We start from the raw sequence: 14,878 nt of genomic DNA on the forward strand, positions 1-14,878 counted from the left end.
ACGGTGGTTGTAGCGGTCTACCCGACCTCGGTCTGGGGCACCACCATGACGGGGCGGTAGGCCCGGTGCAATGTCGCCATCGCCACGCTGCCGAGCACGATCTCCTGGACTGCCGAGCGACCGCGTGAGCCGACCACGATCAGCGCGGCGCCGCGCCGGTCCGCGTACATGGCCAACGCGTCGGCGACCGACCGGGCGGTCCTGCCGTACTTGTGGTCGGCAGGCAGATGGACCACCTGGGCTAGCGCCGGTTGGTCCGTCACACCGTCGCCGACCGATACCACCAGCGGTTCGCGGGATGGAAACAAGCGCTCGGCCGCGGCGAGGGCCGTGCGCGCGCCAGCCGAACCGTCCCAGCCGATCACCACCGGACCGGCGGACAGCGCGGCGCATTCGGCCGTGAGCAGCGGATGGGGCGACACCATCACGGGTTTCGGTGAGTAATGCACCGCCATGTCGGACACGCTGCCCAGGACCGCCCTGGCGCCGCTCAGTCCACGCGAACCGACCAGCACGACCTGCGGATCCAACGCCGTGGCGAGCTGGGCGAACGCGAACGCCTCGCCGCCGTCGCAGCGTTGCACGAGCGGCTCGGCGTCCCATCCGGCGGCGCGAGCAAGGGTGGTACCGACCGCCGCGACCCGGCCGGCCTCCCACCGCCCCTCGCGCTCGATGGCCGCGACGAAGTCGTCGATGTGGGCGGCGCCCCGCCACAGACGTCGGCGCATGCCTTCACTGGCGAACGGCGGAGTCCACAGGTGTGCGATCCACGCGCGGGCTCCCGGGAACAGGGCCGCACCGACGTCGATCGCGGTGGTCGCCGCCCGGGACCCGTCGTAGCCCAAGATCACACGGACGTTGGTAGGAGCCGCCATGGGAGCCTCCTCAGCCGCATTTCCTCGCCTCTTCGAGCATGGCGCCGAGCTGTGCACCACGGACAGGTCGTTCGGCAGGCCTGGGTGTGCCATTGGTACCCGAGCCGGGCGCTGATCAACGCCGGCGGCGTAGTACTGCATGAAGGCGATCCGCGACGAGTCGGTGCCCCAGCCCGGCGCGGCGCTGCAGTTGCTCTTGTTGTAGACCCTGATCGCGGGGCTGCGGATCAGGGTGTAGCCCGGCGACACGTAGCGGCCGATCCACAGGTCGCCCTGGGCGCCGCCGCTGGTGTACAGGCCGTAGAAGGTGGTTTCCGAGGACGTGTCGCGGAAGCGCTAGATCGCGCCCGCATCCGCCCAGATCTCCTCCCAGTGGGCGTTCTTCACCTGGTAGTAGCGCCCGCCGGAGTACTGCAGCTGGCTGTTCTCGCCGGTGCTCATGTGGTGCCTGCACCCCGCCCGAGGTGCGGACCCTGGCGCTCAGCGTGTAGGTGCCCGACGCCGCCCCCGAGATGTTCTGCCAGCTCACGAGGTAGCCATTGAGGCTGGTGCCGCTACCCTGGCCATTGGGGTGGAAGAACGCGTTCGGCACGCCGCCGGGCGGGTTCGCGCAGCAGGTCTCCGTTCCGGCCGCGCCGCCGCCGGTCGGCATGTTCCACGCCGTGAGGCCCGCGGAGAAGTTGCCGTTGGTGACGTACTCCGTCGCCCCGGCCGGCTGCGCGGCCAGACCGGCCCCGACCAGCACGCCGATCGCGGCTACGGCGAACAGGCGCCAAGCCCGCGTCAGCACTGGCCGACCATGGTCTTGACGTCGTACGTCGTCGAGATCCACGTGTCCGCCGCGTATCCGCTCGCCCCGGTGGCCGGGTCCGTGATGCGGTCCCAGGTCGAGGACGGCCAGTAGCCCCCGCTCACGTAGTCGCCGAACGTGTAGCAGGAGATGGTCACGACGTCGCCGTAGTTGGCGTAGCCGGCGGTGCCGGAGGTCGTGTGCGGGCCCGAGCGGACGTTGAGGTACGGACTGGCGAGGATCGTGCCGGTGACCGGAGGGTTGCCACCGCCGCCGCCGAGCCGGTTCACCGCGGCCTGGGCCGCCGACAGATCTGGGCACAGAGGTCGATGCCGACCGCGGAGATCCGGGCGGCACCGGGGCTGACGGTGCCGGTGGCCGGGCCGCCGACGCTGGCCGGCTTGCCTGCGCCCGGGCGGGGCACCGGAGCCGCGCTCGCGGCCGTGGACGCGGCCAGCGTCAGCGCGCCGGCGATCGCGAGAACGAGCAGGGGACGGAGGAGACGCATCGCTGTCCTTTCGAGGGGGTACTTCGAGCGACGGGTGGAGCGGTGCTAGCGCCCGGCCCACTCGGGTCGGCGTAGGACCAGCCGATGTAGGGGGCGCCGGGCCAGTTGAGGCTCACACGCTGCACGGTCGGGCCGGAGGTGATGTAGTTGCCGTTGCCCTCGGAGAGCATCACGTGGCCGAAGTAGCCGTTGATCGCGGCGGCGTTGAAGAACACCAGTGCCCCTGCCGGCGGGGTGCCGGTGGTGTGGATCGCCGCGGTGGAGCCCGCCGCGGACGACGCCGCATCCGCCCGGCGCCGGTGGATCCTGCCGGTCGGCCTGCTCGCCTTGCTGGCGGTCCTGGCCCTGACGGTTGCCGCCGTCACCGGCGTCTTCACGGCCCGGCCGCCGGACCGGGCCGGGCCGGCCGCCGGACCGGGCCGGGCCGGCCGCCGGACCGGAGACGTCCCCTTCGTCGGGCGCGCCCGACGGCAGCGACCCGCAGGAGCAGCACTGCCAGCTCGACGCGGTCAACGCCCACACGGTTCCGGTCGCCGATCCGGACCCGTCACGGCCGGCCTACGGCAGCCTCACGCTGCGGTACTCGCCGCGCTGCCGCGGCGCCTGGCCGCTCCTGGTCTCCAGCGAACGGGTGCCGACCGGGGCGACGATCCGGCTGCGCGCCAGCCGCCCGTCCGACGGTGCGGTGAGCGCGTTCGACTACCCGTACATGGTCCATCCGCAGGTGTTCAGCGTCTTCGGCAACCTGCTGCAGACCGGCCGGGGCTGCGTCACGGTGGAGATCACCGCCCCGCAGAACGGCGGGCCGCTCGCCACCGCCGAGACTCCCTGCCTGCAGCCGTCCTAGCGCCAACCAGGACAACACCGAGAGCTATGAAACGTACACAGAAAGCGATCATTGATGACGATCCGACCGAACCCGACACCCTGCGACAACGGAAAAGCGCTGCGGCAGCGACGATCCGCGAACGCAGCGACGTATTGACGGGTCGCCCCGGCGACGCCACGCTCCGAGACCTTGGCCCTCCTCTCCCTTCTGGAGCAGCGATGAGCAAGCAACGAGCCGCCACCGCGACCATGGTGCTGTTGGCCGCCTTGGCCGTCGCGGTCGCCGGCCGACCCGCACACGCCGCGGTCATCACGACCGGCCACACCGGCAGCGCGGCTCCGGCGCTGGCCCACGCCGGCGGGCGGCTCTACGTGGCCTGGACGGGCTCCAGCGGTACCGCGGCCGCAAAGGAGGTTGTCGTGGGCTGGTCCACCACCAACGGCCAGACCATCACCAAGATCAGCACCGTCGAACGCACGCCGCAGGGCGAGGGCCCGGCCCTGGTCGCCGACCCGGACAATCCCGCCGGGGTGGTGCTCGCCTGGGCCGACGGCCGCGGCGCCGGCACCTTGACGGCCACCGTCTACGACGGCACCGCGTTCGGCTGCCGGACCGCCTTCACCGGTCTGACCACGCGCCACTCCCCGGCGCTGGCCGCCGACTCGTCCGGCAAGCTCTACCTGGCCTGGACCGACACCACCGACCACCTCAACGTGGCCCGGCTGAGCACCGCCGCGTGCCCGACCACCCATACCCTGGGCCTGTCCGCCCGCACCGTCTTGCCCCAAACCGCCGCCTACGGCCCGGCCCTGGTCTTCGACACCACCAGCGCCAAGCTCGGCATGCTCATCGCCTGGGTCGCCCCGGACGCCGCACACACCCTCACGGTGGCAAGCTGGGTGGGCTCCACCACCCTGGTACGACTGTCCACAGTGAACACCGCCGGGGCGTACCCGACCTCCGCCCCCGCCCTGTCCGCGGCGCCTTCGGACCTCTACCTGGCCTTCCGGGCCGCAGACAACCACAAGCACCTGGGCTTCTCCGAGGGCTGCGTCCCCACCTGCTTCGCGCCGGTCGACACCGGCACGGCCGTCTCGTCGGCAATCGGCGCCGATGCCCAGGGCGCCACGTACGCCTGGTTCAACCCCGCCGGCAACCTCGTGGTCGAAAGCCGCTTCGCCAGCTGATCGGAGATCCCGACAGGCGCTACGAGACGTGCTGGTCGACGAGGATCGGGTTGCCGTCCGGGTCGATGATCAGGAAGCTCGCCGGGCCCGTCGTCGACTCGTCCGCCGCCGTGACCGGGTCGATGCCCTCCTGGCGGAGGTGCCGTTGCAGGTCGCGGACGTCGGTGAAGGTCGGCAGCGGGTTGCCGTCGGCGTCCCAACCGGGGTTGAACGTCAGGATGTTCCGGTCGAACATGCCCTGGAACAGGCCGATCGTGGTGGTGGCGTTGCGCATGATCTGGAATCGCCGGCCGTCGCCGCCGGCCGGGGTGAAGCCCAGCGCCGCATAGAACGTCCGCGACGCCGCCAGATCCTTGACGGCCAGGCTGACCGAGAAGTTGCCGAGGTCCACTGCTGCTCCTCCCGAGCTCGCGGCGACCGGCGACCGGCCACCGGCCACCGGCCACCGGCCACCGGCCACCGGCCACCGAGCGAAGATTAGGCTAAGCCCGTGGTCGCGGACTTGCCGAATCTTGCGAAGTTCGAATACGTCGACCAGGTGAACCGGGCGATCGACCATGCCGTACGCCATCTCGCCGGTCCGCTGCCGCTGGCCGAACTGGCGCGCGTGGCGCGTTTCTCGCCGTACCACTTCCACCGGATCTTCAGCGCGCTCATGGGTGAGACCGTGCACGCGTTCGTCAAGCGGGTGCGGCTCGAGCGGGCGCTCTTTCTCATGTCGCACCAGCCGCAGCTGTCCTTGACGCAGGTCGCGTTCGCGTGCGGCTTCTCGTCCAGCTCGGACTTCTCGCGCAGCTTCCGGGCCCGATACGGGGTGTCGCCGCGCGGGCTGGACATTGCCCAGTTCCGCGCCGGACGGCAGGCGGACATGCTGGAGGCGTTGGTGGCGCACCAGCGCCATCGGCTCGCGCCGCTGCCCGCCGGCGAGCATCCGGACGAGTTCGACGTCCGGCTGCGGCGGGTCCCGCGACGCCGGGTGGCGTACGTGCGGGTCCGGCATCCGTACGACGGTGGCGTGCCGGCCGCCGCGGCGCGCCTGGTCGCCTGGGCCGAGGCGCGCGGACTCGCCGGCGGGCAGTGGCTGGGCTACCAATGGGAGGACCCGGAAACGGTGCCGCTGGAGCAGTGCCGCTACGACGTGGCGGTGGAGATCCCGGGCGACCACGTCGTGGACGGCGAGGTCGGCGTCGCCGATTTTCCGGCCATGACGCTCGCCGAGATCGACGTCGCCGGGCCCGTCGAGCTGGAGCTTCGCGCCCTCCAGTGGCTGTACCGGACGTGGTTGCCGGCGAGCGGCTTCGTTCCCGACCACCAGCCCTGTTTCGAGGCCTGGAATGGCCGGCCGTTCGCCGGGGGCGGTCCCGACGTCGACCTGCGGGTGCAACTGGCCGTCGTCGCGACCGCGGCGGCCGCGCCGCGCACCCTCCGGCGGTAGACGCCGCGCACGTTCTGGTCATTCGTGTACGGAGAGCGGCACCGCAAGCTCGACGAGCGTGCCGCGGCCCGGCCCGCTGTCCAACCGCGCACTGCCGCCGGCGTCGTGGATACGCCTCTCGATCGACTCCGCGAGCCCGACGCCGCGCGGCTGCCGGGCCGGGTCGAAGCCGCGCCCACCATCCATTATGGACAGCCTTAGTTCGGCGCCGGAGACGGTCGCGCGCACCGTGGCCCGGTCGACGTCGGCGTGCTTGAGCACGTTGTTCAACGCCTCATGGGCGGCGTCCAACAGCGCGCGGGTCGCCTCAGGGGGCAGCCGGCGGCGCCAGTCGTCGCGCCCGGCCAGCTGGGCCACGTTGAGCTCGACCTGCAGGCCGGACAGCGTCTTGTCGTAGACGAGCTGGCGCAGCCCGTCGAGCAGATCGCTTTCGCCCTCCCCCGCGCTCGCGTTCTCGCCGGCGACGAACGCGCGCAGCCACGCCGCCTCGGCCGCGACACGCCGGCGCACCTGCGGGTCGGTGAGCCAGCTGCCCCGGCTGAGCGCCTCCAGCGTCTGCAGCGCGCGGTCGTGCAGCGTCCGCACGTGGCGTAGCCGCTCCCGCTCCCGCGTCAACGCCTCCGCCCGCGTGAGCGCCTCCGCCCGGCTCGCGTCGAGCTGCCCGGCCAGCCGGCGCAGCATGCGGGCGCACAGGAATGCGATGGTGGTGTTGCTGAAATAGGCAAGCGTGTTGGGGAAGAAGGCGATCGCGGGTTCGGGGTGCCACAGCAGGTCGCCCGTGTTGTACGCGCCGGACAGCAGCGCCGCCGCGGCGAACACCGTCAGGTAGCGCCGGTAGCCGATGCCGTACACGACCGAGCTGATGATGGTGTACGGGTACAGGTAACTCACCCACGTGGAGCCGTCGGCGACCCAGCTCAGCCGCGCGCCGACGCACAGCGCCAGCACGCACCACGCGAGGTCGATCGTCATGATCGCGCGCGGCAGGCGCCGGGCCCGCAGGCACACCGCGATCACCGCGAACGCCTCGACGATCATGGCTGTGGAAAACACCAGCGTGCCGGTCAGCCCCGGATACCGCGTCCAGCCCGCCCAGACGGTGGAGAAGATGTGGACCAGGCCGAAGATCCGGTACACCGTCCCGAGGTACGCCAGCCAGGACTCGACGGCCGCCGCGGCAGAGCGGGGTAACGAGCCCGCCGCACCGCTTTCCTGGCTCATCCGGTGCTCATCCGACGTTTCACCCGCGACCTCATGCCGGGCGGGCCCGGTGGGCCGGGTCGAGGGCGGCCCGGGTCAGCTCCGCCTTGTTGCCCAGCTGCAGCTTCGCCCGGATGCGCTCGACGTACGTGTCGACGGTCGCCTTGCGTACGCCCATCCGGCTCGCCACCTGCGCGTGCGTGAAACCGCTGGCGATGAGGTCGAGCGTCTGCTGCTCCCGCGGCGACAGCGCACCGGCGGCGGGCGCGGGCTCGACGAGGGTGGCGCGGACGAGGTCGGCGAGCTGGCCGAGAGTGCGAACCCGCCCGCCGCGACCGTGCGGACCGCCGCGACCAGCAGGTCCGGGGCGGCGTGCTTGGTGACGTACCCCGCGGCGCCCGCCTGCATGGCGCCGATCACATCGTCGGCGCGGCCGAACGCCGAGATCACCAGCACCCGGGACACCGCCGAGAAGCGGGCCACCGCATCGACGCACGGCCGGTCGCCGTCGTGGTACAGGTCGAGCACGATCACGTCGGGCGCGTGCCGCGCCGCAATGAGGTCCGCCAACTCCGCCGCGCTGCCCGCCGACACGGTCACCGCACACCCCGGCGACTCGGCGAGCACCTGCTCGATGCCGCGCCGGGCAATGGGATGGTCGTCAAGGACCGCGACCTCGATCATCTCGGACCACCGCCTGGATGTCGGCGCATGAACGACGCAGGTGGATATCCTCCCGCGAAGTAGGGGGCGGGGGAAGAGCCGGCCCCGACAACGCTGTGGGGCGAATGGGGGACGCGCCGTCCCGGCAATTGCCGACCTGACCGGCGCGGTACGCGGGCACAGACTGCTCACATCGGCCCCGTTCCGGGGACCGTAGGCAAAGCTCCCTGGAGGACATCGCCATGCCAGTGACCCAACGCCGCGCCGCATCCGCGCTCGCCGGAATCTGCCTTGCCCTGACCGCGGCCGTCGTTCCCGCCACCTCGGCGCACGCCAGCTGTCCGGACAACTTCTGCGGTACCTGGGGCAGCATCGTCGCCGACCCCTACCTGAGCGTGCGCCGGACGCCGGACCGTTCCCTGAACCCGATCGGCCGCGCGAACCACCTCGACGCGGTGAAGATCACGTGCTGGACCTTGGGCGAGTACATCGACCAGAACGCCCCGTGGCCGTCGGCGATCTGGGACAGGATCGTCGATGACAACACCGGCGTCGCCGGCTACGGCGCGGATGCCTGGATCCAGACCTCGTCCGACGTGCGCAACCTGGTACCGCAGTGTTGACCCGCCGCGCTCGCGCGGGCCGCCGGTCATGGCCGGCGGCCCTGCTCAGCCTGGCGGCGGTCGCGGCCGTCGTGCTCGTCACGCCCGGGGTCGCCTCCGCCGACGATCAGGGGCCGAACTGCGGGCCGGGGTGGACCCTCGGCCAGTACCGGCAGAGTCTCGATGATCCGTATGACGGTTGCGTCTACGACATCACCAACTTCGCCCAGCCCGCCGGCGATTTCCTGCGGGTCAGCGTCTACGCCCCCGGCTTCGATGCGTTGCGTAGCAACGCCGTCGACAACGCCGTCGCGAACTGGAACACCTCCGGCGCCCACCTGCGGCTCGCCCGCGTGAGCTCCACCGGGTACCCCAACCTCATCACCATCGCCACCGACAACTTCGGCGCCGACTGCGCCACCTCCGCCTGGGCGAAGTCCTGGGGCGGCACCGCCGGCGACGCGCTGCGCTACCGCATCAGCCTGAACGCGCAGACCCTCGGCTGCACCGCCAACCCGGATACCTGGACGGCGCTCATCGGCCACGAGCTGGGCCACAACCTTGGCCTGTTCCACAACAGCCACTTCAACGGGCCGCTCCAGCCGATGATGCGCGGCGCCATCCAGGCCAAGTTCCTGGAGGGCGACCCGATCAAGCAGGCGACGTTCACCGACCTCAGCCTGATCAACGCCCTGTATCCCCAGGTGCCGCGGCGGTGCGCGGCCAGCCCCGGCGACGACAACTGCAACGGCATGGACCCGGTCGATCAGGGCTGCGCCGACGCCGTGGGCCCCCCGCGGATCACCGTGCCCGGCGCGGGCTGGGTCGAACTGCACTACAGCTCGAACTGCGGCGCCAACTGGGCGAAGGCGACGACGACGGCCGCCGGTTGGCACATCTACCGCATCCTGGTCGAACGACAGTCCGGCCCGGACGGCCGTGCGCTGAGCATCGAGGATGTGCCCTGGTCGACGTTCTACTACGGGAACATGCTGCACTCCCCGAACAACATCGCCCATGCCTGCGTCACGTTCCGCAGTGACGCCGGCGGCTCGACCGGTAGATACTGCACGAACTGGTTCTGACCCGCTGGTCGACCCGCCGGGCTGACGGGCGTGGCGAGCCGGAAGCGGCGGCCGCTCTACGCGGCGGCGATCGTGACTGTCGCCGTCGCGGTGCGGGCGCCCGCGGTGACGGCGACGGTGACCGTCCCCGGACGCGCGCCGATCAGCGTGCCGGTGTCCAGGACCAGTACGGCCCGGGCCTGCCCCGCCCGTGCGGCCGCCTTGGCGTCGCCCGGCGAGCGCACCACGACGAGGCCGGGTCCGCCGCCCCAGGTGACGGTGGCGGGGTACCGCAGCGGAAACCGCAGGCCGAACTCGCTCGTGATGCCGGTCGCGGACACCGGCGCCGCCCCGCCGACGGTGACCTGCGCGGGCGCCGACAGGTCGATGCCGTCGATCACCGGCCGTACGTCGGCCCGCAGCCACTCGCGGGTCTCCGGGCTCGGCTCGCCCGGCTTGATCCGGGCCGGCCGGGCGTCGACCCCGATGAGCATCCAGCCGAAGAAGCCGCCCTGGTCGGGTGAGCTGTACGGGGTCTTGCCCACGGCCGGGGTGGTGACGTCGAGCACGCCGTCGGCCCGGGTGACCGAGGCGGTGTGCGCGTGGCCGGTGAACACCGCGACGGGCTTGCCGGAGCGTTCCCGGAAGCCGGCCAGCCAGCGCTGGAACAGCCCGGCGGCGAGCTGGTCGGACTGCTGCGAGGCGCCCGCTCCGGAGGGGTCGTGCAGCGGGTGGTGGAAGGAGACCACGACCCCGGTGACCGATCGGTCGGTCCCGGCCTTCGCCAGCTCCGCCTGCAGCAGCGGTACCTGATCCCAGTCCGACGTGCGCAGGTCGCCGGTGTGGGAGTCGAGCAGGATGAACCGGGTTCCCTTGTGGTCGAAGACCTGCCGCGCCGGCCGGCCGGTCGCCGCGGTGAACGCCTGCAGGCCGCCGGTCGCGGAGAGACCGGCCTCGTGGTTGCCCGGCGACCAGTACACCGGCAGGCCGGTCGGGACGTGGTCGCGCAGCAGCCCGTTGGCCAGCTCGAAGTCGGCGGGGCTGTTGTCGTCCACGAAGTCGCCGTTGATCAGGATGAAGTCGGGCCGGCTCGCGACCGCCTGGTCCAGCGCGCTCGCCGCCTGCCGCCCGGAGAACGAGTCCCGGCCGGCCGCCGCGCTGACGTGCAGGTCGGACAGCACGGCGAAGGTCCAGCGGCCGCCCGGAAGGCCGCCCTGCTCGACGACGCTGGGGTCCGGCAGCGGCGGATCGGCGGTGTCGGGCTGCTGCCCGACCTGGGCGGCGAGCCCGTCGAGGTCAAGCTGTCCGGCGTTCTTGTTCGTCTGCGACGTTTCGGCGAGGTACACCCGCAGCAGTGTGATCGGCTCCGAGAACCCGGCGGGAATGTCGCCGACGACCCGCCGCCAGCCCGTCCAGTCGACGGTGTCGGCGAACGTGAACGGCACGTTCGTGGTGCCCTGCGAGCGCAGCATCGCGCGCAGCCAGTGCCGCCGGCCGTCGCCGTTGACCCACAGCGCGAGCCGCCGGGCCCCGGCGGGCAGCGTGATCGGGCCCGGGCCGGCGACGGCGTAGGCGGCCGAGGTGCTGGCCTGGCCGGTGAAGTCGTAGGTCATGCGCAGTGCGTGGTTGCCGGCGTCCGCGCCGGGGCGGTCGGCCGCCGCCACGGTGACCACCGATGCGGTACCCCGGGCGGCGAGCGCGGTCCACGTCTCGGACGGCTCGAACTCGGCCAGCGGCACGTCGATCAGACCGACCGTGACCGGCAGCCTCGCCGTCACGGACTGGACCGTCGCGCTGATCGTCGCCGCCCGGCCGCCCGCGTCCGGGCCGCCGGTGACGGTCAGGCCGCCGCCGGGGGCCGCCGTCACCGCGATCACCCGCTGGTCGTAGTCGAGCCTCACGTCGCGGGCCGCCACCGGGGCGTCGAACCCGTCGGCGTCGTACCCGATCAGCTCGACGGTCACCGCGGCGCCCGGCTCGATCGTCACGGCCCGCTCGCTGAAGGCCAGCCGGTGCAGGTCGCCCAGGACGCGCAGGTCGTGCTCGCCGCCGGCGAACCCGGACCGGGCGTGCAGCGTGCCGGCACCGGAGCTCCGGGCCCGGAAGACGCCGTCGCTCGTCCAGCCCAGCCCGCCGGGCTCGGCCATCCACAGGATCGGACGCCGGGCCACCGCCACGGCCGCCCAGGTCTCGTCGTAGCCGGCGACCGCGACGTCCAGGCTGAGCCCGCGGACCACCCGGTCGGCGCGCAGCCGCACGTCGAGCCCGCGCAGGACGCCCGAGCCGGGCGCGGCGAACAGGCCGACGCCGTTGGGCACGGGTCGCTCATGGCCGTCCGACGGGGTGTTGACCACGCCGGCGCCGGCGTCGCCGGGCCGGCGGGCGACGAGCTCGGTGGAGCCGCCGCCGTCGAGCATGAAGGCGTCAGTGGCGCCCAGGCGTACCAGCAACTTCGCGGTGTCGTCGAAGCTCAGGCCGGCGGAGAAGTTCGCCGCGCCGTCGACCGCGACCAGCAGCAGCCGGTGTCCGCCGTCGAGCCAGCCGATGGCGGTGCGGGGCTTGGGTTCGTCGTTGCCGGTGCCCGGCGGGAAGTCGACCGCGGCGCCGTCGCGGACCAGGACCGCGCCGCTGCCCAGCGCCGTGCGCAGCGGCGAGCCGGCGTTGGTCTGCGCGGTGTACGACACGGTCACCGCATCGCCCGGCCGGGCGCCGGCCAGTGCCGCCGCGGCGGTCCCGCGCCCGAGAAGGATCCAGCCGTTCTGCGGTACCGCCGCCGCGGTGATCTGCCCGTTGACCGTGGTCACCGTGCCGGCCGTCACGACCAGCTCGGTGTAGGGGCCCGGGTCCTGGATGAGCGTGCGCGGCCCCGCGCCCCACTGCTCGGTGAACACGGCGACGCCGTCGGCGGGCACCGTCGCGGAGTTGACCGCGGCGAGCGAGCGCGCAACGCCGGCGACGGCGACGGTACCCGTGAGCACCAGATCGGCGAGCCGGGCCACCCGGTCGGCGCCGAGGGCGGCGACGGTCGACGGCTGGTTGGTGGCCTTGCGCAGCTGCCCGTGCTGGATCTCCGGCCCCTCGGCGGCGAAGGTCTCGGTGATGTCGAAGTAGTCGCCGTTGACCGCGGCGACCGCGTGCTGCGCGCCGGCGGCGACGGACATCGCCCGCGGCTCGCTGACCTTGTCGGCGACCAGGTCCGCGCTCACCGCGTCGCGGCCCAGGTCGGCGTTGAGCACGTGCACCCGGGTCCAGCCGGTGCGCCCGAACGTGTCGAACGAGGTCAGCGCGATCCCGGGCGCGACCGGGTGGTCGGTCCGGCCGGCCTCGACCGACTCGCCCGGCACGGTCGTGCGGTAGGTCGGCACCGTGTAGCCGAAGGGCCCGTGCCAGCCCGGGACGAACCGGCTCGACGCGCCCGGCCCGGAGCCCGGCCCGGCCGCGGCCGGGCGGCCGGTGGCGGCGAGTCCCGCCGCGGCGACGGCACCGACGATGAGGCCACGCCGCGTGATGCCGGCCGTACCGTTCCCAGAATCGGTCACGGTCGATCACTCTAGGGTCTGGCGACGCGCGAAAAAACAACCACTAGGCAACAATTGGCGAAAAATATCTACAACGAGCGGACCGGATCCTGAGCGATCCCGAGGTCCTGGCGTTGCTGGACTCCGGTGAACCGGTGGCGGTACTCATGCTGGCGGTGCTGCACTTCATCGACGACGAGGACGACCCGGCCGCGGGCATATCGCGTATGTACGACTCGGCCGGAGCTGCCGGGGCCGGTGATTCGGACGTCGGCATTCACCCCAGCAGGTGAATAACATCGACACTCTGCAACGGTCCCGACAACGCAGAGGAATACTACGGTCGCGCATCGCCCGTCGGGAACGGACGCCCGCCCAACGGTCTCCGGCGAGGCCGCCGACCGCGCGTGACGGGAGTTGACGTGACAGGACACCCCCCGGCTCCATCCGCCGCCGCGTTCGCACGAATCTGGGATGAGAGCCTGCCGGCCACCAACTTCATCATGGGTGGACGGGACCGTCGCCAGCAGGTGCTGCAGAACCTCACCGGTGAGCTCGTGACCGCCCTGGTCGACCCCGACGCGGTCCCGGGCGCCGGATACCGGGCCGGGCAGGAGATGGTGCGGCTCGGCCTCGCCGATCCCAAGATCATGGCCACCAGCATGCGGATCCTGCGACGGCGGCTGACGACCGACTTCGAACTCACCGACCCGCTCCACGCGGCGCGACTGCCGGTGCTGCTGGAGGACTTCGCGCTGGGGTTCGCCACCACGTTGAAGGAGCGGGCGCGGGAGGCCGCCGAGCAGATCTCCCGCGATCAGCGCGAAGCATGGCGAGCACATCAGCAGCAGCTCCAGGACAAGATCCGGTACACGCTGTTGCACGACCCCGTGACCGGCCTGCCGAACCAGGTGTCGCTGCTCAGCTACCTCGACCTGGTTCTGGCCGCGAAGCCCGACGGAAGGTTGGGGCTCTGTCAGCTCAACCTGCACCGGTTCTCCACCGGCGGCCCGGCGCCCGAAGCCGGCCTCACGGACCAACTCGTCCAGCAGATCGCCGGGCAGTTGCGCGTGCTCGCCGGCGAGCGCGAGTACTTCCTGGCGCATCTCGGCGGCGACGCCTTCGCCCTCGTGGTCGAGGACACGACCGGGCCCGACGACGCCGTCAAGGCCGGTGACGCCGCCCTGCGGCACCTGGCCCTGCCATCACCCGGGGACAGCCACGACGACGTCACCGCCACCGCCGGTATCGTCGAGCAGGCCAACGCGGCGACCACCGGCGTCGAGCTGCTCCGCGCGTCCAGCACCGCACTACGCTGGGCGCGCGCCGACAACAACGCAAGCCGATGGAGGCTGTTCAACCCGGACCGCGCCGCCGCGGAACTCCGTCATCATCGGCTGGGCAGCGAGCTGCCCGGGGCACTGCGCCGGGGCCAGGTCCGCCTCCTCTATCAGCCGATCCGGCAGCTGACCGACCACGCCATCGTCGGGCTGCACGCTCTGCCTCGCTGGCACCGCCCGGGTGGCGAACCGATCGGCACCACCCAGCTGTTGCGTCTCGCCGCGACCACCGGGCTGCTCCCCCGCCTCAGCACCTGTGTGCTGCGCGATGCCTGCGCCCAGGCCACCCAATGGCAGGATGCCGCCATACCCCCGTTCGTCCGGCTCGACCTCAGCGCCGATCACCTGCGCGAGCCCGATCTGCTCGCCGAGGTCGCCGCGATCCTCGACGACACGGGCCTCCTCCCGGACCAGCTGCACCTCGTCATCGGTGACACCGCCTACGACGACGCCGTCGAGGCCACGGCCGCCGCGCTGGACGGCCTCACCCGGCTCGGTGTGACCCTGATCGTCGACGTCGGCGGCGCGGGCCACGCGCTGGCGCTGCGGGCGCCGGTGCGGATCGTCAGCCTCGACCGGCACCTCACAAACGGCCGGCACGACCAGTTGAGCAACTACCGGGCAACCACCACGATGCTCGCCTGGCTCATCGAAATGTTCCACGACCTCAACTTCATCGTCACCGCCACCAACATCGAGAGCCGCGCCGAGCTGGACGTTCTCCGCGACCTCGGTTGCGACCAGGCGTGCGGCCCGTATCTCGGCCCGGCCCAGCCCCCGCTTGAAGTCGCCCGGCTGCTCGAGCCGACCGATGACCCCCTGCTGCAAGACAGCGCCTCAGCGTGAATGGGTGGCGAAGGTTCCGGA

The 14,878-nt window shown here is 72.2% G+C and carries 14 protein-coding genes and 1 pseudogene; 7 read left to right on the forward strand and 8 right to left on the reverse strand.

The genetic code is table 11. The features are described 5' to 3' along the window. Nucleotides 1-17: 17 nt before the first annotated feature. The 3 genes from AB0B76_RS24855 to AB0B76_RS24865 all read right to left on the reverse strand — a co-directional run bounded on the left by AB0B76_RS24855 (nt 18) and on the right by AB0B76_RS24865 (nt 2,538). The gene (locus AB0B76_RS24855; protein ID WP_360379424.1) at nt 18-1,124 is read right to left on the reverse strand and encodes a universal stress protein; all 1,107 of its coding nucleotides are present in this window, start codon (nt 1,122-1,124) and stop codon (nt 18-20) included. A gap of 534 nt (nt 1,125-1,658) precedes the next feature. Then, complete coding sequence (locus tag AB0B76_RS24860) at nt 1,659-1,955, reverse strand: hypothetical protein (protein ID WP_360379426.1); 297 nt, start codon at nt 1,953-1,955, stop codon at nt 1,659-1,661. A 169-nt stretch (nt 1,956-2,124) separates the two neighbouring features. Beyond that, on the reverse strand, nt 2,125-2,538 hold the full coding sequence (locus tag AB0B76_RS24865) for a hypothetical protein (RefSeq protein ID WP_360379428.1): 414 nt from the start codon (nt 2,536-2,538) through the stop codon (nt 2,125-2,127). Here AB0B76_RS24865 and AB0B76_RS24870 point away from each other — a divergent pair. Together AB0B76_RS24870 and AB0B76_RS24875 are read left to right on the forward strand one after the other, a co-directional pair. Then, nucleotides 2,526-3,020: a DUF2690 domain-containing protein gene (locus tag AB0B76_RS24870; RefSeq protein ID WP_360379431.1), complete on the forward strand. Its 495-nt coding sequence runs from the start codon at nt 2,526-2,528 to the stop codon at nt 3,018-3,020. The two genes, AB0B76_RS24865 and AB0B76_RS24870, sit on opposite strands and share 13 nt — an antisense overlap. 200 nt (nt 3,021-3,220) lie before the next feature. Continuing rightward, nucleotides 3,221-4,189 (forward strand): hypothetical protein, encoded by a 969-nt coding sequence (locus AB0B76_RS24875; protein WP_360379433.1) that lies wholly within the window; start codon nt 3,221-3,223, stop codon nt 4,187-4,189. Between the two features lie 19 nt (nt 4,190-4,208). Here AB0B76_RS24875 and AB0B76_RS24880 read toward each other — a convergent pair whose 3' ends face one another. Then, the gene (locus AB0B76_RS24880; RefSeq protein WP_360379436.1) at nt 4,209-4,580 is read right to left on the reverse strand and encodes a VOC family protein; all 372 of its coding nucleotides are present in this window, start codon (nt 4,578-4,580) and stop codon (nt 4,209-4,211) included. A gap of 99 nt (nt 4,581-4,679) precedes the next feature. Here AB0B76_RS24880 and AB0B76_RS24885 point away from each other — a divergent pair, with 99 nt between their 5' ends. Beyond that, on the forward strand, nt 4,680-5,624 hold the full coding sequence (locus AB0B76_RS24885; RefSeq protein WP_360379438.1) for a helix-turn-helix domain-containing protein: 945 nt from the start codon (nt 4,680-4,682) through the stop codon (nt 5,622-5,624). 18 nt (nt 5,625-5,642) lie between these two features. Here the strand turns inward: AB0B76_RS24885 and AB0B76_RS24890 are convergent, their stop codons facing one another. The 3 genes and pseudogenes from AB0B76_RS24890 to AB0B76_RS24900 all read right to left on the reverse strand — a co-directional run. Next, a complete protein-coding gene (locus AB0B76_RS24890) occupies nt 5,643-6,845 on the reverse strand; it encodes an ATP-binding protein (RefSeq protein WP_360379441.1) in 1,203 nt (400 codons plus the stop codon). 31 nt (nt 6,846-6,876) lie between these two features. After that, a complete protein-coding gene (locus AB0B76_RS24895; protein WP_360379443.1) occupies nt 6,877-7,320 on the reverse strand; it encodes a LuxR C-terminal-related transcriptional regulator in 444 nt (147 codons plus the stop codon). Beyond that, nucleotides 7,224-7,757, reverse strand: a pseudogene (locus AB0B76_RS24900) (hypothetical protein); the annotation flags it as partial. The pseudogene AB0B76_RS24900 and the gene AB0B76_RS24895, both read right to left, overlap by 97 nt. Between AB0B76_RS24900 and AB0B76_RS24905 the strand changes: the two are divergent. Continuing rightward, nucleotides 7,730-8,110 (forward strand): hypothetical protein, encoded by a 381-nt coding sequence (locus tag AB0B76_RS24905; RefSeq protein ID WP_360379446.1) that lies wholly within the window; start codon nt 7,730-7,732, stop codon nt 8,108-8,110. The pseudogene AB0B76_RS24900 and the gene AB0B76_RS24905 sit on opposite strands and share 28 nt — an antisense overlap. After that, nucleotides 8,104-9,174 carry a M57 family metalloprotease gene (locus AB0B76_RS24910; protein WP_360379448.1) on the forward strand — a complete coding sequence of 357 codons (1,071 nt, stop codon included), beginning with the start codon at nt 8,104-8,106 and terminating at the stop codon, nt 9,172-9,174. Before AB0B76_RS24905 ends, AB0B76_RS24910 begins: the two co-directional genes overlap by 7 nt. 56 nt (nt 9,175-9,230) lie before the next feature. Here the strand turns inward: AB0B76_RS24910 and AB0B76_RS24915 are convergent, their stop codons facing one another. Continuing rightward, nucleotides 9,231-12,692, reverse strand: coding sequence for a phosphodiester glycosidase family protein (locus AB0B76_RS24915; RefSeq protein ID WP_360379451.1), 3,462 nt, complete (start codon nt 12,690-12,692; stop codon nt 9,231-9,233). 53 nt (nt 12,693-12,745) lie between these two features. On the opposite strand from AB0B76_RS24915, the gene AB0B76_RS24920 reads away from it, so the two are divergent. Further along, nucleotides 12,746-12,964, forward strand: coding sequence for an SAM-dependent methyltransferase (locus AB0B76_RS24920; RefSeq protein ID WP_360379663.1), 219 nt, complete (start codon nt 12,746-12,748; stop codon nt 12,962-12,964). Between the two features lie 129 nt (nt 12,965-13,093). Continuing rightward, the gene (locus AB0B76_RS24925; RefSeq protein WP_360379453.1) at nt 13,094-14,857 is read left to right on the forward strand and encodes a bifunctional diguanylate cyclase/phosphodiesterase; all 1,764 of its coding nucleotides are present in this window, start codon (nt 13,094-13,096) and stop codon (nt 14,855-14,857) included. Nucleotides 14,858-14,878 lie beyond the last annotated feature (21 nt).

This window comes from Dactylosporangium sp. NPDC049140 (assembly GCF_040648435.1).